Raw genomic sequence first — 19,141 nt, 5'->3', positions numbered from 1 at the left:
GGCTCAGTTTCCGTAAAAATCACTCAGGAAGGGGTTGCTGGCGCCACCGGACCCACCTGACCGCCAGGCCGGCCGCGGGGCGGGTTCGTCCGGCTCCGCGGCCACCGCCGGGGGCTCTTCGGCCTCCAGCATGTCTTCTTCGGCACCGGCACCACAGACCCCCACATGATCGCGGCTGAACGGGATGCCCGTGCTGCCGCAGGCGTCGGCCACGACGATGTCGCCCGGCGGGGTCAGGTCCAGTGACTGGGCCTCGATGGTGGCCATGATGTCGCCCCAGAGCCGCAGCGCACCGGAGGAGCCGGTGAGCCGCGTGGGCTTGTTGTCATCGCGCCCCACCCAGGCAACCACCACCCGGTCGCCGCTGAAGCCGGCAAACCAGCTGTCGCGCAATTCATTGGTGGTGCCGGTCTTGCCCGCCACCACCAGTCCGCCCGGCAGCCGGCTGCCGAGCCAGGTGGCAGTGCCCTGCTCCACCACCTTGCGCATGGCCCACTGCGTCAGGAACGCGGCATCGGCACCGACCACCGGCTCCACCGCCAGCGGGTAGCGGTTCAGCGGCCGGCCGGAGGCGTCGAGCACCTCGCGAATGGTGCGCAAGGGCGCGCGGAAGCCGCCGGCGGCGATGGTCTGGTAGACCTGGGCCACCTCCACCGGAGACAGCGACACCGAGCCGAGCAGCATCGCCGGCACGCGGTCGATGCGGCGCATGGCGCCCAGGCGGTTCAGGGTGTCGGCCACCTCGTTCACGCCGAGGTCCAGCCCCAGGTTCACCGTGGCCAGGTTGTAGGACTTTGCCAGGGCGCGGTACAGCGGCACGTTGCCATGCACCTTGCGATCGTAGTTCTGCGGCTCCCACCAGTCGGCGCCGGCCCGCAGGGACACCGGCGTATCCGGAATGGAGGTGACCAGGGAGTACTGCTCCGGGCGCTCCAGCGCGCTGAGGTAGACCACCGGCTTGATCAGCGAACCGATGGGGCGCACGGCATCCAGCGCGCGGTTGAAGCCGGCATAGTCAGTGTCGCGGGCGCCCACCAGGGCCAGCACCTCGCCCTGGGCCACCGAGGTCACTACCACCGCCGTCTCCAGCGTGCCGGGGGGGAACTTGCGCTGCTCGTCGAGCTGCGGCAGGCGTTCGCGCACCGCCCCCTCCACCTGGGACTGGGTCAGGGGGTCCAGGGTGGTGAAGATGCGCAGGCCCTCTGAGCGCAGGTCCTCCTCGCGATAGTCCCGCTGCAACTGCCGCCGCACCAGCTGGATGAACGCCGGATAGTCGCCGCTGGGCCGCGCACCACCCTCGCGCAACCCCAGCGGCGCCTGCTTGGCCTGCTCGGCCTCGTCCCGGCTGATGATCTGGTGATAGGCCATCAGGTCGATGACCAGATTGCGCCGCTCCAGCACCTTCTCGGGTCGGCGCCGCGGGTTGTATTCCGACGGCCCCTTCAGGATGCCAACCAGCAGGGCCGTCTGGGGCACGTCCAGTTCGTTGAGGTTGCGGTTGAAGTAGAACTGGCTGGCCAGGCCAAACCCATGGATGGCCCGGCTGCCGTCCTGGCCCAGGTAGACCTCGTTGGCGTAGGCAGTGAGGATCTCGTCCTTGGAGTAGCGCCGCTCGAGCAGCACCGCCATGTAGGCCTCGTTGAGCTTGCGCTCCAGCGTGCGCTCCTGGGTCAGATAGAAGTTCTTCACCAGCTGCTGCGTCAAGGTGCTGGCGCCCTGCACGGTGCGCCCGGCGCTCAGGTTCTCGATGGCGGCGCGCAGGATGCCCTTGGGGTCGATGCCCAGATGCTGGTAGAACTTGCGGTCTTCCACCGCCAGCAGGGTCTTGATCAGCAGCGGCGGCAACTGCTCGCGCCGCAGCAGCACGCGGTCCTCGTTGTGGGTGGGATAGATGCTGGCGATCAGCGCCGGATCCAGCCGCGCCAGCGCGATGGGGGCGCCACTGTCGGCATCGGTCAGGTCCAGGATGACGCCATCGGACAGGCCGATGCGAAGCCGCCGCTGGGGTTCGACGCCGTCCCAGAAGCGAAATGCGCGGTTGTGCACCAGCACCTGCGCGCCATCAACATGCCAGGTGCCCACCGAGCCGGCGCCGGACTCGTCGCGATAGCCCAGGCGCTGGAGTTCGCCGGTGAGCTGCTGCACGCTCAACGGACGGCCAACATAGAGTTCCAGTGGCCGACCGTAGACCCGGGCCGGCAGGGCCCAGCGCTTGCCCTCGAACTTGGTGTATACCAGTTCGTCGAGATGGATGCCGTACAGCACTGCCCCCAGGCCCACGGCGACTGCCACTAGCAGACCCAGCCGGAACAGCAGGCCGAACAGTCTCAGGCCCCGCCTGCGGCGACGGGGTTGACGCCCGCGGCGGGCAGGTTTTCTGGAAGGTGTTGCCATGTATGCGTGTGCGACCGGCGCGCGTTCAGCTCTTGATGCCCACGCCCCGCTCCAGCAGCCACAGGCTGTAGGTTGCCAGCGCCAGGATGAAGACGAGGATGATGCCGAAGGCTACGGCCACGGGGATGTCGCTCACACCAAGCAGCCCGTCGCGAAAGGCATTGACCATGTATAGGACCGGGTTTGCCAGGGAAAGGTTCTGCCAGAGCGGCGGCAGGAGTTCGATGGAGTAGAACACCCCGCCGAGATAGGTGAGCGGTGTCAGGACGAAGGTGGGCACGATGGAGATGTCGTCGAAACTGTTGGCGTAGACGGCATTGATGAATCCGCCCAGCGCGAACAACACCGACGTGAGCACCAACACCAACAGCGTGACAGGCCAACTGTGCACGGTGAGGTCGGTGAACAGCATTGCCACCAGCATCACCACCAGACCCACGGTGAGCCCGCGGGCGACGCCGCCGGCGACATAGCCGGCCAGGATGACCCAGTTGGGCGCCGGCGACACCAGCAGTTCCTCCACGTAGCGCGAGAACTTGCTGCTGTAGAACGACGACACGACATTGCTGTAGGAATTGGTGATCACCGCCATCAGCACCAGCCCGGGCACGATGAAGTCGATGTAGGCCAGGCCCTCCATGCTGCCGATGCGCTCGCCGATCAGACGACCAAAGATGATGAAGTACAAGGCCGTGGTGATGGCCGACGGCAGGATGGTCTGCACCCAGATGCGCGAGAAGCGCATGACCTCCTTGCTCAGCAGGGTCAAGAAGGTGATCCAGTAGCGGTGCCAGCGTTCCAGCTCGGTATTCATGCGGCCCGTCCGCGGCGTTTGTCGAGCATGTCCAGAAACATCTTCTCCAGCCGATTCTGCTTGTTGCGCATGCTCAGCACCTCGACGCCGTGGCGCGACAGGGCCTCGAATAGCGCATTGATGCTGTGATCCCGGCCCACCTGCACCTCCAGCGTGTGGGGATCCAGGCGGTGCAGCCCGAAGCCGTCCAGCGCGGGCAGCGAGTCCGCCGGCCGTTTCAGGTCGAGTACGAAGGTCTCGGTGTCCAGCGCCGCCAGCAGGGTTGCGGTGTCAGACACCGACTCGACCCGCCCGTGGTCGATGATGGCGATGGTGCGACAGAGGCTTTCGGCCTCCTCAAGGTAGTGCGTGGTCAGGATGATGGTGGTGCCGTCGGCGTTCAGCTCGCGCAGGTAGTCCCACATGCTGCGGCGGATCTCGATGTCGACGCCGGCGGTGGGCTCGTCCAGGATGAGCAGCCGCGGATGGTGCACCAGCGCGCGGGCGATCATCAGGCGCCGCTTCATGCCGCCGGACAGCAGCCGCATCTCGCTCTTGCGGCGTGTCCACAGGTCAAGCTTGCGCAGGTAGTGCTCGGCGCGGGCGCGGGCCTCGGCGCGGGGGATGCCGAAGTAGCCGGCCTGGTTGACCACCACCTCTTCCACCGGCAGGAAGATGTTGAAGTTGAACTCCTGCGGGACGACGCCCAGCAGTGCCTTCACGCGCTCCGGCTCGCGGTCGAGATCATGGCCGAACACCTGCACCTGACCTGCGGTCTTGTTCACCAGCGAGGTCAGGATGCCGATCAGCGTCGACTTGCCCGCCCCGTTGGGACCGAGCAGGGCAAAGAAATCCCCCTCCTCCACCGTCAGGTCGATGCCCTTCAGGGCCTCGAATCCATTGCGATAGGTCTTGCGGAGCTGGCGGGCGACAAGCGCTGACATGACAGTCTGACGTATGAACCTGATGCAAACGAGTGATCGGTTTTCGCGGATTGTGGCCAAGAGTCGGTGGTCGTTGGCCGTGGTCGTTAGCCGTAGAATGACTGGACCGACAATGGCGAGTCGGTAAGCTATCGGCTGGCCTGACGCATTGCAAGCCGAACCCAGACCAGCATGACTCATACCGACAGCATACCAGACCTGATCCTCGCGCAGAGGGTGCCCCCGCTGCAGGCGCTGCTGCGGCGCTACGGCCTCACCACCCATTGGGTACCCGACGGGGCGCCGATTCCGGGCAGCTTCTGGGGCGCGCCGGAGGCAGGCGTCATCGGCACCGAGCTCCACCTGCGGCAGGACACGCCGCTGCATTCGGCGCTGCACGAGGCCTGCCATGTGATCTGCATGGACCCGCAGCGACGCGCGGGGCTGCATACTGACGCCGGCGGCGATTACGCCGAGGAAGACGCCGTGTGCTACCTGCAGATCGTGCTCGCGGACCACCTGCCCGGCGTTGGCGGCGCGCGCCTGTGCGCGGACATGGACGCCTGGGGCTACACCTTCCGCTTGGGGTCCGCGGCGGTCTGGTTTGCGCAGGACGCCGAGGACGCCCGCGCCTGGTTGCTGCGGCACGGCCTGCTGCAGGCCGACGGCGCACCCACCTGGACCCTGCGCGGCGCCTGATCGATCACCACCCGGTCCGTTCGACCGGTATACTCGGAAACCGTAGCAGCACCAAGGCACAAACACCAGGAACCAGAGGACATACAGCCGCCATGAAACCCGCCCGACTGCCGTTTCCGTCCCTGCTCGCCGCGACCGCCCTGGTGGTCACGGCCCCCGCCGCCGTCGCCTGGACGCCATCGAACCAGCCCCCCATCGGCGCCGATGGCCAGCTGACCGCGCCGCCGCTGCCGGTCTACCACGCGCCCTACGGACAGGGATACCCCGAGCGCTACACACCACCCTACCCGCAGCGCCTTGCACCACCGGCCTATCCCACAGCGTTTGGGCCGATGCCCCCGGACGCGGCTGGGGGCGCGGACGGCGGACCGGTGTCCTTCCAGTTCGGCGGCCTGCAGATGATCCAGGGCCGCAGCGACGAGGCCTACACCCTCGACATCGACCTCGGTGACATGGATCCGGCGCAGGTGCGCATCGCGCCCCTCGGCCAGGGGTTGATGATTGCCGTCGAGCGCACCGCGGAGCAGCGCCGCGAGGAGACCTTCGACGACGGCCGCGGCTATGTGCGCAGCTTCAGCTATTCCAGCGGTCAGCGCCGGCAGCGCCTGCCGGTGCCGCCGGACGGTGACCTGAGCGCCATGCAGCAGGCACTGGACAACGGCCACATCCACATCCGCATCCCGCGGCTGTCGACGCCCGGCGCCGAGGCGCCAGCGGCGCGGCCATGAGCAGCGCCGAAGACAGCCCGCGCTTCGCGACCCCCCAGGCGGCCGAAGACACCTTCTACGACGCCCTGGACGAACGCGATCCGGCGCTGATGCGCCGCGTCTGGGACGACAGCGCCGACATCGCCCTGCTGCTGCCGCTGCAGCCGCTGGTCTACGGCGGTGAGGTGCACCAGGCCCTGGCGGACCTGCTGCGCAGCGATGTGCCACTGGACCTGCAGGTCAGCCACCTGCACTGGGTGGAGATCGGCGATCTGGCCATCCACTACGTGCAGGAGCGCAACATGGCCGCGGGCCCGTCTGGCCCCGCATCCGACCGGATACCGGCGCTGTACGCCACCAACATCTACCGCCGCCGCGCGGACGGCGACTGGCGCATGATCCTGCACCAGAATGCCCCGCCACCACCGCCGGCCATGTCGCCCGGACCCTGATGCGCGTGCGCTTGCAGACCCTGGGCTGTCGGCTGAACGAGTCGGAGCTGGAGGCCTGGGCCCGGGACTTCCAGCGGCGCGGTTGCCGCGTCGCGACGGAGGACGAGACGGCGGACCTGGTGGTGGTGAACACCTGCGCCGTCACCGTGGATGCGGTGCGCAAGTCGCGCAAGCTGCTGCGGCGGGCCCAGCGCGACAATCCGCGGGCACGGCTGGTGGTCAGTGGCTGCGCTGCGTCGCTCGAGGACGAAGACCTGGGCGACACCGGCATCGACCTGCTGGTGCCCAACACGCACAAGGAGCGGCTGGTGGAGATCGCGGTGCGCGAGCTGGACCTGCCGCTGATGCCGGCCACCGCATCCGAACCGGCCGCCGCGGCGCTGTTCGCCCGGGGTCGTCAGCGTGCGTTCATCAAGATCCAGGACGGCTGCCGCTACCAGTGCACCTTCTGCGTCACTACCCGCGCCCGGGGCGACGAGCGTAGCCGCCCCGCAGCGGCCATCTGCGACGAGATCAACCTGCTGGCCGCCGGCGGTGTCCGCGAGGTGGTGCTCACCGGCGTGCATCTGGGCGGCTACGGCAGCGACCTGACCGCTGATGCAGGCGCCAATCCGGGCATCAGCCCGGGGGCCGATGCAAGCAACGGCCTGGTCTCACTGCTGCAGCGCATCCTGCGCGAGACCGATGTCCCGCGGTTACGCCTGGGCTCGCTGGAGCCCTGGGACCTGCCGGACGCCTTCTGGCAGCTGTTCGAGAATCCGCGGCTGATGCCGCATCTGCATCTGCCGCTGCAGAGCGGCGCCGACAGCGTGCTGCGGCGCATGGCGCGGCGCTGCAAGCGCGATGAATTCCTGCAGCTGGTGGAGCGGGCCCGCGCGGCGATCCCGGAACTGAACATCACCACCGACATCATCGTCGGCTTTCCCGGAGAGACCGACGACGACTGGCAACAGACCATGGACCTGGTGCAGCGGATCGGCTTCGGCCACCTGCACATCTTTGCCTATTCGCCCCGCGCCGGCACACGGGCGGCGACGATGCCGGATCAGGTGCCAGCCGAGGTCAGGCGGGAGCGCTCGCGGGCCTTGCATGCGCTGGGCCTGGAGCTGAAACGCGCCCTGCTGACGCGGCATCTTGGCCAGTGCCCACCTGTGCTCATCGAGGGGAGCAACCGCGATGCCGATGGCGAGTTTGCCGCGGGCTTCACCCCCAACTATCTGCCGGTACGGCTGCGCGGTGCGCCGTCTGGCCTGGTCAACCGGACCATCAGGGTGCGACTGGACGCCGTTTCGTCCGACGGCGAGGCCGTGAACGCCCTGCTGGCGGATGCTCAGTAGCCGCTCTGCGTCGCCGCCCGCTGCTGCCGATCCAGTTCATCCGCCACATAGGCCAGCGACAGGCCCATCTCGCGCGTCCAGCTCAGTTCCAGATGCCAGCCGTCCGGCTCGGTCCAGACATGGGAGGCGAACCCCTCGCCGCGCCGGATGGCCACCTGCTTGCGGCCCGGCGTGCGCGCATGGGACGGAAACTGGCTGTGGTCTTCCCCCTCGCCGTACTTGTCGCGAAGCAGCCGGTAGAGTTCGTCGAATCGCAGTTGCGACGCCACGCGGTAGCGGCGCTGCACCTTGTAGATGCGTGCGCGCCAGGCCAGCACATAGACGCGCTCGGCCCCTTCGAAATACACCAGCGCCACGCGCTCGCCGTCTTCCTGGCGCAGCGATGGCGGCAACTGCTGACTCAGCAGATTGACATCGCCACCCAGGCAGTAGCGGTTGAAGACCAGTTTCAGGCACGGCTGCTGTGCCCAGGCCGGAGCTCCACCGACCAGCCCCAGCAGTGCGACCGCCCCGAGCAGCCACGCCAGCATCCATGGCTGCCATGCCCGCCGCCACATCCCGCCCTGCGTGTCCAAGACCCCGCCCGATCCACCGCTCGCAGCCATCGCACCCTACCTGTCAATCGACTCGACTTGCCTCGGAACAGTCCACCACCCAATCCGACGTCACCCTTCACCCTTCACACCGTGATGCGCCGATAGATGTCCGACACCCGATACGGCAGCTTGGCGACATTCTCCACCAGGGTATAGCTGGCGGGGCCGAACATGTGCGGCAGGTAGTCCTGGGCATCGTCATCGATGGTGATGCAGAAGGGGTGAACGCCCTGGTTGCGGGCCTCCAGCACCGCCTGGCGGGTGTCCTCGATGCCGTAATCGCCGCGGTAGCCGTCCTCGTCGTCGGGACGTCCGTCCGACAGCGTGATCAGCACCCGGGTGCGAGCCTCCACCTCCAGCAGCCTGGCGGTCAGGTGCCTGATGGTGACACCCATGCGGGTATAGTCCCGCGGCCGGATGCCGGAGATGCGCCCGTGCACCACCGCGTCGTAGGCGTCGCTGAAGCGTTTGATGCGGAACAGGTCGCACCGCATGTGGGTGAAGCCGGAAAAGCCGTAAATGGCATAGCGATCGCCAAGGGACTCCAGCGACTCGCACAACAGCACCAGGGACTCGCGCTGCACGTCGTTGATCCAGCCCTTGGTGGAGCCAGACATGTCCACCATCAGCAGCACCGCCACATCGCGCTCGACCCGGCGGCGGCGCTGGAACAGGCGGTCGCCCATCTCCAGGCCCCGGGTGCGGTCGGCGTGGGCCTCCACCAGGGCGTCGATGTCCGGGTCCTCGCCGTAGGGTTCGCGCTTGAGGATGCGGTCCTCCCCGCGCAGGGCCTCGAAGGTGCGGTACAGATGCTTGAGCAGGCCGCGGTACTTGGTCCGCGTCTGCGCCACGAAATCGTCGTTCTGCGGCTGCACGTCACGCTCGCGCAACTGGCACCAGCCCTTGCGGTAGGCGCGGCGGGAATAGTCCCACTCGTCGTAGACGAAGACATTGCCGGCGCTGGCCGCCTCGGCGCTGTCGCCATCCTCGCGGGCCGCGCCGCTGCGGCGATGGTACAGGCCCTGCCCCGCGGCCTGCAGATACTCCGACGGGATGTGGCCGAAGTCCTGCACGATGGAGTGCATCAACTGACGAGCCTCGGCATTGGGCTGGATGGCCTGATCGCCCAGCACCAGCTGAAAGGCGATGCCGCCGGGCCAGTCGTCATCGGGCACGCGGCGCACGTCGAAGCGCAGTGCCTCCGACGCCTCGGCGGCCCGCAGATTGCCGCCAAGCTCATCGGCGATGACGCCGAGCTGCTGTTGCAAGGCCGCACGCTCGCGTGCCGCCCGCGCCGCCGCCACCTCCGCGACCGCCTTCGGCCGCAGTTCGCCGTGCCAGCAGTGCGGCTGGGGCGCGGCGCCGTCGGCGTGCAGCAGGGCCTCGGCAATGCGCCGGCTGGTGCCCGCATCGGCCGCTGCCCCCTGCAACTGCGCTGCCGCTGCACGCCAGGTGGCCGACAGCGGCTCTAGCGTCGACGGCATCAGGCGCTGCATCTCGCGCCACAGCCCCGGCAGTTCCCGGCTCAGGCAGGCGTCCAGGCGCAGGGCCTCGGCGCAGCGAAACAGGGTGAACAGCCGCGCCCCGTCCTGCGCCCGGCCTTGCGTCTGGTGCTGTGCCTGTTCCTGCACCTGCGTCAGCCAGTCCGCGCCCGGGCCGAGCCAGGTGCCGAACCAGTTCTGCGCCCACAGGGCGGCGATCATGGCCTTGTACAGCCGATAGTTGTCGGCGCGCTCGGCAAACTGGCTCAGCTGCGCCGGCAGAAAGATCACCTCGGTATCGGTGTAGATCGCGTCCGCCGCCTGCAGCCGCAAACGGCGCCCGGCTAGCCCCGTGGTAAACGACTCCAGCACCGGCGCCACTTCGGCGAAGTCGACCCCGCGCCGGCTGCGACGCAGGGCTTCGGCATGGGCCGCCACCTGCTGCATCTCGCGGATGCAACCCTGGCTGCCCTTGCGGTCGTACAGGTCCAGCAGCGCGGCGATCCAGTCGCCAATCTCGTCGTCGTCGAGGTGTTTCAGCACCTCCGGCGCGAAGGTACACAGGTGATAGCCCAGGTCCAGGCTGGAGCGGCAGACCCGGGCGATGTGTTCCAGCATGGCTTCCACCCGAGCCGCCGGAAACCAGGCCAGCGCCTGCGCCGCCGGCACCACGCTGCGCCGCATTGACAGCACCATGTAGACCAGCGCCTCGAGCCGGCGCAGGATGCTGTCGGCCGCCAGCGCATCCGCCGGTCGCCGGCCGTCGACGCCATAGCGACGCGCCAGCTCCGCTTCGTCCACCTCGAGACTGCGGATGCGCGCCAGCAGATCCGCCTGCCCGAGTTCCAGGGACGCCGGATGGTCTGCGCTCACCGGTCAGCCCGCCGTCACGCGATGTCGATCCAGACCGGACAATGGTCCGACGGCCGGTCCAGACCGCGAATGTCGTAGTCGATGCCGGCGTCGCGCAGCCGCTCGCGCAGGGGCGCGGTGATCAGTACCAGGTCGATGCGCAGACCTCGCCGGGGGTCGCGCTCGAAGCCGCGGGAGCGATAGTCGAACCAGCTAAAGCGGTCGTCGACGTCGGGATGCAGGCTGCGGTAAGCATCGAACAGGCCCCAGTCCATCAGGGTCTGCAGCCATTCACGCTCTTCCGGCAGGAAGCTGCACTTGCCGCTGCGCAGCCAGCGCCTGGCGTTGTCGGCGCCGATACCGATGTCCGCGTCCAGCGGCGCCACGTTCATGTCACCCATCAGCACCAGGTTCTGCTCCGGGCGGAACCGCTCCTGCAGGTAGGCCGCCAGGTCGGCGTAGAAGCGGCGCTTGGCCGGAAACTTGAGCGGATGATCCCGACTCTCGCCCTGGGGGAAGTAGCCGTTGATGACGGTCAACTCCTCGCCATCGGGCAGCTCGAACACCCCGGTGATGGCGCGCCGCTGGGCATCCGGCTCGTCGCCCGGGAAGCCCTTGTAGACCGTGCGCGGGGCCTGCTTGCTGAGCAGCGCCACCCCGTAGTGCCCCTTCTGGCCGTGATAATTCGGTTGCCAGCCCAGCGATTCGATCAGCTCCACCGGGAAGGCCTCGTCGGCGACCTTGGATTCCTGGATGCCGATCACGTCCGGATCATGACGCGCCTTCAGCGCCTCCAGTTGATGCGGACGGGCGCGGATTCCGTTGATATTGAACGAGACGAGCTTAGGCATGAGGGGTGGAGGTCGGTGGTTGAAGGTCTGGGTGCCGGTCTGCGCCGAGCACCTCGTAGGTCTGCGTGGCGCCGAGGTCGCGGCCATGGGCGTAGGCCTTGCCCCAGGGCAGGTGGTCCTGGTCGCGCGCGACCTCGTAGGGGTCGGGCTCGATCAGCGCATCCACGCGATCACCCAGGCCCAGCGCGCGCAACGCAGCGGCCATGCCGTTGGCGTAGCCGCGGTTGTACCAGAGCTGCGGGTCATCCTGACGGTCGAGATAGCCCTCCGACTCGGCGGTCAGCTCCGCCAGCAGATCGAACAGTTGGCTGAGGATTTCTGGGTCGGACATGGCATCAGCAGGCTAAGCAACAGCGGCAAGGATACGCGTCTTGCGCGTCTTACGATTCAACGGAGACGGCAGGTGGCGTGGACGCTCATCGGTCATCATACCGAGCGTGACACCGAAAACGAAGATTAGGGGCGCGCGAGGTAGCGCAACAACCAGGCCGACCGGAGCGATCTCACGCCACTCAGTGGAAAATCGTCTCGGGCGTCTCGGCGCTAAGGATGCGTTTCGACCACTGCAGCAGCTGCTCGGACTCGGCGGCGGTGATGCGCTCACGGTAGGCGTCGGCGGTGTCGGGCCCGAATTTCTCTTGTAACTGAGCCAGCAGGATCATGGCTTCGCCCCGCTGAATACCCGCTTGCTCAACTGTGGTGACATAAGGCATACGCTGTTGCTCCTCGTAGGCATAGAGTTGCTGGCGAAAATCCGCTTCCAGCCCTGCGGGCAGGCGGATCATCCAGTCGATGAGCCGAAACAGCTCCAGGATCAGCGCGCGCTCGTAGCCGCGCTCGTACATCATTCGGATGAGCCGGAATTTCCAGCCCTTGAGTGTTTCGGCATCGTCCGTGACCTTGGCGCGGATCTGGGCCATGACGACCAAGGCGAAGACGTTGTCACTCGCTTCCAGCTCCGCCCAGCGCGCCGGCTCGGCGTAGTCGAGCAGTTTGACCACGGGAAACTCGAACAGGATCCGACAGCCCCACCGGCCATCTTCGTAGCAGACCGGGCGAAACCGCCGGTTGCTGTCGCTGAGCACGGCCAGGCTGACCACCGAGCGGTCGTAGCGGTCTCGGATGCGGTAGTTGTACTGGAACATCCGCTTGGAAAACAGGGCCTGCGCACCCCCCTGGACCTCCACGTGCACCAGCACCCAAGTCTCGCGACCGTCGGTCGTGCGCACATCGAGTAGTTTGTCGGCATAGCACCGGCCGCTGTCGGCATCGCCCGTGATCTGCTGCAGCTCGCTGTCGAGCGCGCGATACGGCGCGCTCCAGTCGATCTCGGCATGGATGGCCGGAAACAGCAGCGCGAGGGACTCCGGAAAGAACCGCTCCAGGGCCTCCTTCCAGGGGCTGTCGTGATCCCGCTTGGGCGCTGCCACTGTGGTCTTGGTGTCCGCATTGGTCATGGGATGAGTGTAGCCGATGTCCCACCTGCTCGTTAATCGGCCTGTAGGCGATCCGCGTGCACACGGAAACCGCGCCCAATGCCTGAAGCATTTCTTCGAGAGGTAGCGTGCATGAGTGAGATCGGCACCTAACCATTGCGATCACCACGATCGATCCCCGCCAGCGCCGAGCGTGCGAGCAAGCGTGAAGGGGTCAGTACCGACCAGTTCGTCAGTGTCGCGGTAGCCGAGAAGCTCGCCATGCTGGAGTCGGGAACCTTATTACGAGGCGCACGCCAACCTCGAAGCCTTCGGCCGCCTGATGGCGCGGCAGACCGGTGAGCCTCTCCGCGAGGATGACACCCAGCAAGATCAACTCAATCAGATGACTTGACGAAACCATTAAGCTGCCGGCTGATCGCGAGAAGGGCTGGGGGATGAACAAGGGCCCTACTTAGAGCCCCTTTGACACAGAGCTCAGCGCGTCGCGTGTTAGCAGCCGCATCTTGCAGGAGTGGTTCGCGCAGACCTGGGTCGAGGGCCAGAGTCATTATCTTTGCGGCTATCTGGCCCGCGATGGCCAGCGCGCCTACTTCTGGCAGGATAACCTGTTGCAGCAGCCCGGCGGCAAATCCATGGTGCTGGCCCGCAGCGGGGCCAACCCCGGTGTGGACGTCGACCGTTTGTTTGTTGGCTTGCATGCCCTGGGATTTCACGGCCCCTTCATGATGGAGCTGATTAGCGACGCTCATGGCGCACTGCACTACATCGAGATCAATCCGCGCTTCTGGGGCCCACTACAACTGGTCCTCACCGCCTGCCCGCGCTTGTTGATCCTGTTTGCACGCGACCACGGAGCCACCCTGGCCGAGCCGCCACCACCCCCCACGGCAGGGCCGCATTGGTATGCCTGGGCACAAGGTGCACGGCAAGGTGATTGTCGCCACTACCCTGGTGCTCAAGGCCTGCCTGCTGAGAAGCTGTTGCTCCAGCATGACGTCTATGCCGCCGCTGACACCCAGGCCCTGCATGCTTGCTTTTGACACTTGAAAGCCCCCATGACGACCATGACAGATCCCGAAGTGCGTTCTCTGCAGCGCCTGATGCAAATGCACAGCAAGCACAGCGATTATCAACTGTTGCACCCTAGCCTTGGCGCCCTGCTGGGTGACCTGCCTCAACCCGTGGGCAAGCACGAAGCGCAGCGCCAACGCTATATGGCGCAGCGCTTGTCGCTGCGCGGCCTGAGTTTGTTGGATATTGGGGCCAACACCGGCTACTTCAGCTTTGCGGCTCTGGAGGCTGGTGCCGCCCGCGTGGTCAGCCAAGAGGGCAATGCCGAACATGCTCACTTCATCGCCCTGGCGGCACAAAGCCTGGGGGTGAATGACCGGCTGGAGGTGCGCCCCCACTATTACAGCTTCACCGACCCCAGTGCCGAGCGCTTTGATGTGACGCTGTGTCTGAATGTGCTGCACCACCTGGGAGATGACTTCGGCGACCAGACCCTAAGCCTGGACGAAGCCAAGGCGCAGATGCGCTTCGCGCTCAATCGCCTGGCCCGGCACACTCGTCACCTATGGATGCAGCTAGGCTTCAATTGGAAAGGCGATCGCCACCGGCCACTGTTTGCAGGCGGCACCAAGGCCGAGCTGATCGATCATGTGCGCCAAGGCGTGCAAGGCCATTGGCGTATTGACGACATCGCCGTGGTCAACCCGCAAACCCGCGAGCACGAGCCGATCAATGATCACAATCTGCAGCGCTTTGACAGCCTGGGCGAGTTCTTGAACCGCCCCCTGTTCCGCCTGACCAGCCTGCATGGATGAGCTGACAAGCTGCGCCTGGCACAAACGCGGCCTGATCTACGCCCTCAGTGGCCAGCATGGCTTTGAGCAGAGCCACTGCCACAAGCCCACCCCGCTGCAGCTGGACGAGCACACCCTGCGCCTACCCCTGCTGCGTCATCGGCGGGGTGTTCGAGCCGATTGGAGATGCCGATGATGTGCCGCAATCCGCGCGCTTTCGCCCTGCCACTGAGCTGACACCGGAGGTAATCGACGCCATCACCGGGGCCGCTCATATTGAGCAGATTCTCTTGGCTCTCGATGAGCCGTCACGCCCGCCCCTGATCGCGCCCGCACGTCCTGGCGCTGCGCTGTCATGCGCCGCTTGGGTACTAGCGCAAACCAATTTCGCGCAAACGCCACCGTTAACGCAGGCTAGCATCTGATGAATACTCGCAGATCTCCTCTGCACCCTCAGCCGCCGGCAGTGCAACCGCTCCATTTTCGCGGGAACAGGCTCTCCAGGGTGCCGGAGCGGTGCAGCACGGCGACGCCGAGGGTGTGACCGCAGTAGCGCACCAGCACCTGGCCGGGCCGGCAGTCGCGGGTCTGCTCCGGCCCCGGCGTGAATGCCTCACGGCGCAGATAGGCGTCGCGCTGGGGCAGGGTCAGGTCCATGCGGTTGCGCGTTGCCTGCGGACCCAGCAGCAGCGCGCCGGCGGTGGTCAGCTTGGGCGGGCGCATGTTGGTGCGATGAAAGAACAGTCCGCTGCCCTGGGCCGGCGGTGATACCGGTGGTGTGTGGTCGGCGGCGGCCAGGTGCAGGCCGCGCCGGGTCTGGCGGTGGAAGCGGTACCGCTCCCGCAGGCCGTCTGGCAGACCATAGCGTTCAACCAGCCCGTCGAGCCAGGGCGCATCCTCCGGCGCCAGATCCAGCCTGCGAGCGGCATGCGCCGGCGGCCCTGAGCCTGCGCCGGTCTCCGCGGTCTTTTCCAGCACGGCAACGAAGAAACCGCCGGTGTCGTTCCAGTGCGGCCAGAGCCGTGCGCACAAGGCCAGCCGGGGGTCGAGGGTCCGCCCCTGCCAGCGGGTGACGCCGGCACCAACGCGCAGCCCCGGCACATCCACCGGTAGCAATGTCAGACGCCCGGCTGCCGCGTCCAGGGCCTCGGCGACGATCAGTTCATTTTCTTCAGGCGCAAAGGTGCAGGTGGAATAGACGATCCGGCCGCCGGGCCGACACAGTTGCACCGCCTTGCGCAGCAGGGCGCGCTGGCGCGCTGCCATACGGGCACTGCGGGCCGGACCGTCGCCGGTGCGCAGCGTGCCGACCAGGCGGCGGTTGCGCCGCAAGGTGCCTTCGCTGGAACAGGGGGCATCCACCAGGATGCGGTCGAACGGGCCGGCAGCGGCCGGATAGTTGCTGCCGTCGCACCAGGTGGTGCTGACATTGACCAGGCCCAACCGGTCGAGGTTGCCCTGCAATGCCGCGATACGCTCCGGCGTGAAGTCGTTGGCCAGGACGGTGCCGCGATTGCCCAGTGCCAGGGCGATCTGCGCGGTCTTGCCGCCGGGCGCCGCGCACAGGTCCAGCACGCGGGTGACCGGGTCCGACGCACCCGGCGCCAGCCCCAGCAAGGTCACCGGCAGCTGTGACACCGCCTCCTGCGCATGCGCCAGGCCGGCGCAGTACCACCAGCGCTGCCCCGCCTTGAACCCCGGCGGCAATTGCAACGCCCGGCCCAGGGTCGGATGCCGCAGCCAGGGCACGGGCCCCGTCGGCACGCCCTCCGCGTCCAGCAGTGCGACCAGGGCATCGGCGTCCAGGCGCATCGGGTTGTTCCAGATACAGGCCGGCTGGGGACGCTGCAGGGCGTCGATGAACCCCTCCCAATCCTCCGTCACCTGCTCGAACAGCGGACGATAGCGCTGCACCGCGGCCTCGACATCGGCGCGATCATATTCATCGCGGGACACTAGGGCTCTCCTTGCCGGCGCCCGGTCCGGCGTTGCTCCAGCCGCGCCACCATCTCGCCGATGATGGCCTGATACAGCCCCTCGCCCAGGACCCGGTCCTCGATGCCGGCGTCCAGGTTGGGGTTGTCGTTCACCTCGATGACCACCGCACCCCGCTCGGTGGCCTTGACGTCGACCCCGTACAGGCCGTCGCCGATCAGGTTGGCCGCCCGCAGGGCGACCCGCACGACGTCCGCGGGCGCCTGCTCCACCGGCACCGTTTCGAAGCCGCCCTCGTCGCGTTTGCCGTCCGCCTCGTGCCGGACGATCTGCCAGTGGTCGCGGCTCATGAAATACTTGCTGGCATAGAGCGGCCTGCGCCCGAGGATGCCGATGCGCCAGTCGAACGCCGTGTAGAGGTATTCCTGGGCCAGGATCAGGTCCGACTCGCGGAACAGGCGCTGGGCGATGCGCTTGAGCTCGGCCCGGTCGCCGGCCTTGAACACACCGCGGGAGAAGGACCCCTCCGGGATCTTCAGCACCACCGGGTAGCCGATGGCCTGTTCTGCATCCAGCAACGTCTCGCGGCGCAGGATCAGCGTGCGCGGACGGGGCACCTGGTGGGCGTCCAGCAGTTCCGCCAGAAAGACCTTGTTGGTGCAGCGCAGGATGGAGCCGGGATCATCGATGACCACCATACCCTCGCTCTCGGCCTTGTGCGCAAAGCGGAAGGTGTGATGGCCGATGCGCGTGGTCTCGCGGATCAGCAGGGCGTCGTATTCCGCCAGCCGGCCGTAGTCCTTGCGCTGGATCAGCTCGACATTCACGCCCAGCCCCTTGCCCGCCTGCTGGAAGCGGCGCAGGGCACGGCCGTTGGACGGCGGCAGTTCCTCCTGCGGATCGTGCAGGATGGCCAGATCATAGCGGGAGTGAAGACGTGCCCGCGGCTGGCGCCAGCGCTGGGACAGATACCACTCCAGCGCGGCCAGGAATTCCGGCTCCTGCTCGGCGGTGAACCCGTCCAGCGTCAGCGGCTTGATGGCCGTGATGCGCCAGTGGCCGCCGGCATCGGCCTGCTTCAGCTCCACCCGCAGGGCCGGGCAGCGAAAGGTCTCGAAGATCTCGCGCGCCAGCGGCTGCAGCTCGCGGCTCGCGCTCTGGCCGAAGAACAGGATCAGCGCGTAGGCGGTGGGCATGGCGGCACCGCGGCGGCGTCCGAGCAGGCGTTGCACGCGCTGGTTGAGCTCCTCGGTGATGAGCCCGTAGATGCCGCGGCTGGACAGCTCCTGCAGCGTGCGCACACTCGGCACCACTTTGTGGCCGCGGGCCTCGGCCAGCAGCGAGCAGTAGTAGCCGACGCTGAGGTAGCGGTAGCTGCGGCAGAGGTTGACCACGCGCAGCCGGCGCTTGGACGAGAAGGCGTCTCCGCCACCCAGATACTCCCGCGCCGTGACCACCGGCAGGCGCGGAAAGCCGGGCTTCCAGTCCGCGGCCTGCTCCACCAGCAGGATGTGCTCAGCCATGGGCGGCCTCACCGGCGGGCAGGGAGACCAGCACCACCGCCTGCAGGCCGGCACGCCCGTAGCGGGCCATGCGCCGGAACTCGGCCAGCTGGATCGGCATGTTCATGGAGTCCAGCGGGGTCTCGCCATTGTCGTAGTCCACATAGGGATCGTGCACATAGACGAAGTGTTCATCGAAGCCCGTGACCACCACCCAGTGCGGAAACTTCTCGGCATAGATGCGATACGAGCTGATCAGTACCAGCGGCACGGCCCCATCGTCGAAGCGGGCGGCCAGGGCCTCAAGGCCCAGGGTGCCGTAGGTGACAGGAATGCGCCGGCGCCCGATCTCCGCGAGCATGTCCGCATGCACCAGTTGCATGACCTCCTTCTTTTCCGGGCTGCGCACCGAGTCGATCAATGGCACGCCACGGTCGTTGACGAAGACCTCGGCGGCATAGCCGCGGGCGTGCGCCGCCAGCGCCAGGCCGAACGGGCCGCAGCCGCCATGCCCCGAGGTCATGAAGATGGTGGTCGCCTCACGCCAGATGCGCAACTCCAGCGTACGGTCCAGGCTGATCTGCGGCGACAGCGCCTGCATGGCCATCATCAGCGACGAGGCGCCGCAGGTGAAGTCCAGCGTCTGCTCGTAGAAGGGCACCCGCGCCGGCGCGCGACGCACATAGGGGGCGAGCTGCTTCTCGTAGCGCAGCGCCTCCATATGGTCTTCGTAGTAGTCGGACAGCACGCCGAAGCGGCGATAGCCCAGCCCCTCGAACAGCCGCTGCGAGGCCAGATTGTCACGACGGATCTCCAGACGCAGGTAGGCCCGTTCTGCATCCCAGGTGGCCTGCTCGGCGGCGCGCACCAGGGCGGTGGCGACGCCGTGGCCGCGGGCCGACGGGGCCACCGCGATGGAGTACAGCCGGGCCACCGACGTGGCGCGGTTGAACAGCACCAGCACATAGCCCCACAGGGCCGACGCGTACGGGATGCTGGTCTGTTCGGATCGGGCCTGGCCCGATGCCGGCGGCTCCGGCTGGGTCTGCGTCGGCTCGGCCACCAGCAATGCCGCCTGCGCCCGCGCCAGCATGTAGCGGAAACGGCGGCGGCTGAGCCGGTCGCTGACGAAGCAGGCCTGTTCCAGCGCCACCAGGGCATCGATGTCCGACGCCGCGCCGGGACGCACCGACAGGGCCGTGCCGCCGGTCTTGTCGGCGACCCGGCTGGCTATCTGACCGGCTATCTGACCGGCTGGCTGGCCGGCTGGCTGATCAGCGGACGCAACCTGCGGACGATGAGCGCTCATGGTCTTGATCCCGGCGATCGGGCGTGCGATGTTCATGAAAAGTGTAGCCGCCAGCCGACGCCCATG

18 protein-coding genes are annotated in these 19,141 nt (G+C 67.3%); 7 read left to right on the top strand and 11 right to left on the bottom strand.

The window, feature by feature from the left end:
• Positions 1-3: 3 nt before the first annotated feature.
• Genes mrcB through F2Q65_RS11300 form a run of 3 tightly spaced genes read right to left on the bottom strand, consistent with a single transcriptional unit; the run spans position 4 to position 4,131 of the window.
• Entirely contained in the window at positions 4-2,394 is a 2,391-nt protein-coding gene (gene mrcB / locus F2Q65_RS11310; protein WP_150093437.1) for a penicillin-binding protein 1B, read from the bottom strand.
• A gap of 25 nt (positions 2,395-2,419) precedes the next feature.
• On the bottom strand, positions 2,420-3,208 hold the full coding sequence (locus F2Q65_RS11305) for an ABC transporter permease (RefSeq protein ID WP_211354020.1): 789 nt from the start codon (positions 3,206-3,208) through the stop codon (positions 2,420-2,422).
• Positions 3,205-4,131 carry an ABC transporter ATP-binding protein gene (locus F2Q65_RS11300; protein ID WP_150093435.1) on the bottom strand — a complete coding sequence of 309 codons (927 nt, stop codon included), beginning with the start codon at positions 4,129-4,131 and terminating at the stop codon, positions 3,205-3,207. The genes F2Q65_RS11305 and F2Q65_RS11300 overlap by 4 nt, the downstream gene beginning before the upstream one ends.
• Positions 4,132-4,302: 171 nt before the next feature.
• On the opposite strand from F2Q65_RS11300, the gene F2Q65_RS11295 reads away from it, so the two are divergent.
• The 4 genes from F2Q65_RS11295 to mtaB all read left to right on the top strand — a co-directional run bounded on the left by F2Q65_RS11295 (position 4,303) and on the right by mtaB (position 7,305).
• Positions 4,303-4,809: a hypothetical protein gene (locus F2Q65_RS11295; RefSeq protein ID WP_150093434.1), complete on the top strand. Its 507-nt coding sequence runs from the start codon at positions 4,303-4,305 to the stop codon at positions 4,807-4,809.
• Between the two features lie 92 nt (positions 4,810-4,901).
• Positions 4,902-5,537, top strand: a complete 636-nt coding sequence (locus F2Q65_RS11290) for an Hsp20/alpha crystallin family protein (RefSeq protein ID WP_150093432.1) — start codon at positions 4,902-4,904, stop codon at positions 5,535-5,537.
• Positions 5,534-5,968, top strand: a complete 435-nt coding sequence (locus F2Q65_RS11285; RefSeq protein WP_150093430.1) for a YybH family protein — start codon at positions 5,534-5,536, stop codon at positions 5,966-5,968. Before F2Q65_RS11290 ends, F2Q65_RS11285 begins: the two co-directional genes overlap by 4 nt.
• Positions 5,968-7,305, top strand: coding sequence for a tRNA (N(6)-L-threonylcarbamoyladenosine(37)-C(2))-methylthiotransferase MtaB (gene mtaB / locus F2Q65_RS11280; RefSeq protein ID WP_150093428.1), 1,338 nt, complete (start codon positions 5,968-5,970; stop codon positions 7,303-7,305). Before F2Q65_RS11285 ends, mtaB begins: the two co-directional genes overlap by 1 nt.
• Here mtaB and F2Q65_RS11275 read toward each other — a convergent pair.
• From F2Q65_RS11275 to F2Q65_RS11255, 5 genes are all read right to left on the bottom strand, one after another.
• Positions 7,299-7,835, bottom strand: coding sequence for a hypothetical protein (locus tag F2Q65_RS11275; protein WP_150093426.1), 537 nt, complete (start codon positions 7,833-7,835; stop codon positions 7,299-7,301). The genes mtaB and F2Q65_RS11275 overlap by 7 nt on opposite strands.
• A gap of 149 nt (positions 7,836-7,984) precedes the next feature.
• The gene (locus F2Q65_RS20200; protein ID WP_150093424.1) at positions 7,985-10,255 is read right to left on the bottom strand and encodes a nitric oxide reductase activation protein NorD; all 2,271 of its coding nucleotides are present in this window, start codon (positions 10,253-10,255) and stop codon (positions 7,985-7,987) included.
• Positions 10,256-10,269: 14 nt separating this feature from the next.
• Entirely contained in the window at positions 10,270-11,085 is an 816-nt protein-coding gene (gene xthA, locus F2Q65_RS11265; RefSeq protein ID WP_150093421.1) for an exodeoxyribonuclease III, read from the bottom strand.
• Complete coding sequence (locus F2Q65_RS11260; protein WP_150093407.1) at positions 11,078-11,416, bottom strand: hypothetical protein; 339 nt, start codon at positions 11,414-11,416, stop codon at positions 11,078-11,080. The genes xthA and F2Q65_RS11260 overlap by 8 nt, the downstream gene beginning before the upstream one ends.
• Positions 11,417-11,597: 181 nt before the next feature.
• Positions 11,598-12,542 (bottom strand): RpnC/YadD family protein, encoded by a 945-nt coding sequence (locus F2Q65_RS11255; protein WP_150093405.1) that lies wholly within the window; start codon positions 12,540-12,542, stop codon positions 11,598-11,600.
• Between the two features lie 485 nt (positions 12,543-13,027).
• Between F2Q65_RS11255 and F2Q65_RS11250 the strand changes: the two genes are divergently transcribed.
• From F2Q65_RS11250 to F2Q65_RS11240, 3 genes are read left to right on the top strand one after another with little or no spacing between them, the layout of a single operon-like run.
• Complete coding sequence (locus tag F2Q65_RS11250; RefSeq protein WP_150093403.1) at positions 13,028-13,564, top strand: hypothetical protein; 537 nt, start codon at positions 13,028-13,030, stop codon at positions 13,562-13,564.
• A gap of 15 nt (positions 13,565-13,579) precedes the next feature.
• Entirely contained in the window at positions 13,580-14,350 is a 771-nt protein-coding gene (locus F2Q65_RS11245; RefSeq protein ID WP_150093401.1) for a class I SAM-dependent methyltransferase, read from the top strand.
• Entirely contained in the window at positions 14,343-14,525 is a 183-nt protein-coding gene (locus tag F2Q65_RS11240) for a hypothetical protein (RefSeq protein WP_150093399.1), read from the top strand. Before F2Q65_RS11245 ends, F2Q65_RS11240 begins: the two co-directional genes overlap by 8 nt.
• Before the next feature lie 257 nt (positions 14,526-14,782).
• On the opposite strand, the gene F2Q65_RS11235 is transcribed toward F2Q65_RS11240, so the two are convergent.
• Genes F2Q65_RS11235 through F2Q65_RS11225 form a run of 3 tightly spaced genes read right to left on the bottom strand, consistent with a single transcriptional unit; the run spans position 14,783 to position 19,111 of the window.
• Positions 14,783-16,285 (bottom strand): RsmB/NOP family class I SAM-dependent RNA methyltransferase, encoded by a 1,503-nt coding sequence (locus F2Q65_RS11235; RefSeq protein WP_246156148.1) that lies wholly within the window; start codon positions 16,283-16,285, stop codon positions 14,783-14,785.
• Entirely contained in the window at positions 16,285-17,787 is a 1,503-nt protein-coding gene (locus F2Q65_RS11230; protein WP_150093397.1) for a RimK family protein, read from the bottom strand. The genes F2Q65_RS11235 and F2Q65_RS11230 overlap by 1 nt, the downstream gene beginning before the upstream one ends.
• Positions 17,780-19,111, bottom strand: coding sequence for a GNAT family N-acetyltransferase/peptidase C39 family protein (locus F2Q65_RS11225; RefSeq protein WP_246156146.1), 1,332 nt, complete (start codon positions 19,109-19,111; stop codon positions 17,780-17,782). Before F2Q65_RS11225 ends, F2Q65_RS11230 begins: the two co-directional genes overlap by 8 nt.
• Positions 19,112-19,141: the final 30 nt, after the last annotated feature.

It is taken from the genome of Thiohalocapsa marina, from assembly GCF_008632335.1.
GTDB lineage: Bacteria > Pseudomonadota > Gammaproteobacteria > Chromatiales > Chromatiaceae > Thiohalocapsa > Thiohalocapsa marina.
Note: the sequence above shows the minus strand (reverse complement) of the source record. Positions and strands in the feature narration are given on the sequence as shown.

Bases quoted from the DNA above. Each gene is read 5' to 3' on its own strand.
- F2Q65_RS11260 (WP_150093407.1), bottom strand. From the start codon at position 11,416: ATGTCCGACCCAGAAATCCTCAGCCAACTGTTCGATCTGCTGGCGGAG.
- F2Q65_RS11225 (WP_246156146.1), bottom strand. From the start codon at position 19,111: ATGAACATCGCACGCCCGATCGCCGGGATCAAGACCATGAGCGCTCAT.
- xthA (WP_150093421.1), bottom strand. From the start codon at position 11,085: ATGCCTAAGCTCGTCTCGTTCAATATCAACGGAATCCGCGCCCGTCCG.
- F2Q65_RS11240 (WP_150093399.1), top strand. From the start codon at position 14,343: ATGGATGAGCTGACAAGCTGCGCCTGGCACAAACGCGGCCTGATCTAC.
- mtaB (WP_150093428.1), top strand. From the start codon at position 5,968: ATGCGCGTGCGCTTGCAGACCCTGGGCTGTCGGCTGAACGAGTCGGAG.
- F2Q65_RS11295 (WP_150093434.1), top strand. From the start codon at position 4,303: ATGACTCATACCGACAGCATACCAGACCTGATCCTCGCGCAGAGGGTG.
- F2Q65_RS11300 (WP_150093435.1), bottom strand. From the start codon at position 4,131: ATGTCAGCGCTTGTCGCCCGCCAGCTCCGCAAGACCTATCGCAATGGA.
- F2Q65_RS11275 (WP_150093426.1), bottom strand. From the start codon at position 7,835: ATGCTGGCGTGGCTGCTCGGGGCGGTCGCACTGCTGGGGCTGGTCGGT.
- F2Q65_RS11285 (WP_150093430.1), top strand. From the start codon at position 5,534: ATGAGCAGCGCCGAAGACAGCCCGCGCTTCGCGACCCCCCAGGCGGCC.
- F2Q65_RS11305 (WP_211354020.1), bottom strand. From the start codon at position 3,208: ATGAATACCGAGCTGGAACGCTGGCACCGCTACTGGATCACCTTCTTG.
- F2Q65_RS11245 (WP_150093401.1), top strand. From the start codon at position 13,580: ATGACGACCATGACAGATCCCGAAGTGCGTTCTCTGCAGCGCCTGATG.
- F2Q65_RS11255 (WP_150093405.1), bottom strand. From the start codon at position 12,542: ATGACCAATGCGGACACCAAGACCACAGTGGCAGCGCCCAAGCGGGAT.
- F2Q65_RS11290 (WP_150093432.1), top strand. From the start codon at position 4,902: ATGAAACCCGCCCGACTGCCGTTTCCGTCCCTGCTCGCCGCGACCGCC.
- F2Q65_RS11230 (WP_150093397.1), bottom strand. From the start codon at position 17,787: ATGGCTGAGCACATCCTGCTGGTGGAGCAGGCCGCGGACTGGAAGCCC.
- mrcB (WP_150093437.1), bottom strand. From the start codon at position 2,394: ATGGCAACACCTTCCAGAAAACCTGCCCGCCGCGGGCGTCAACCCCGT.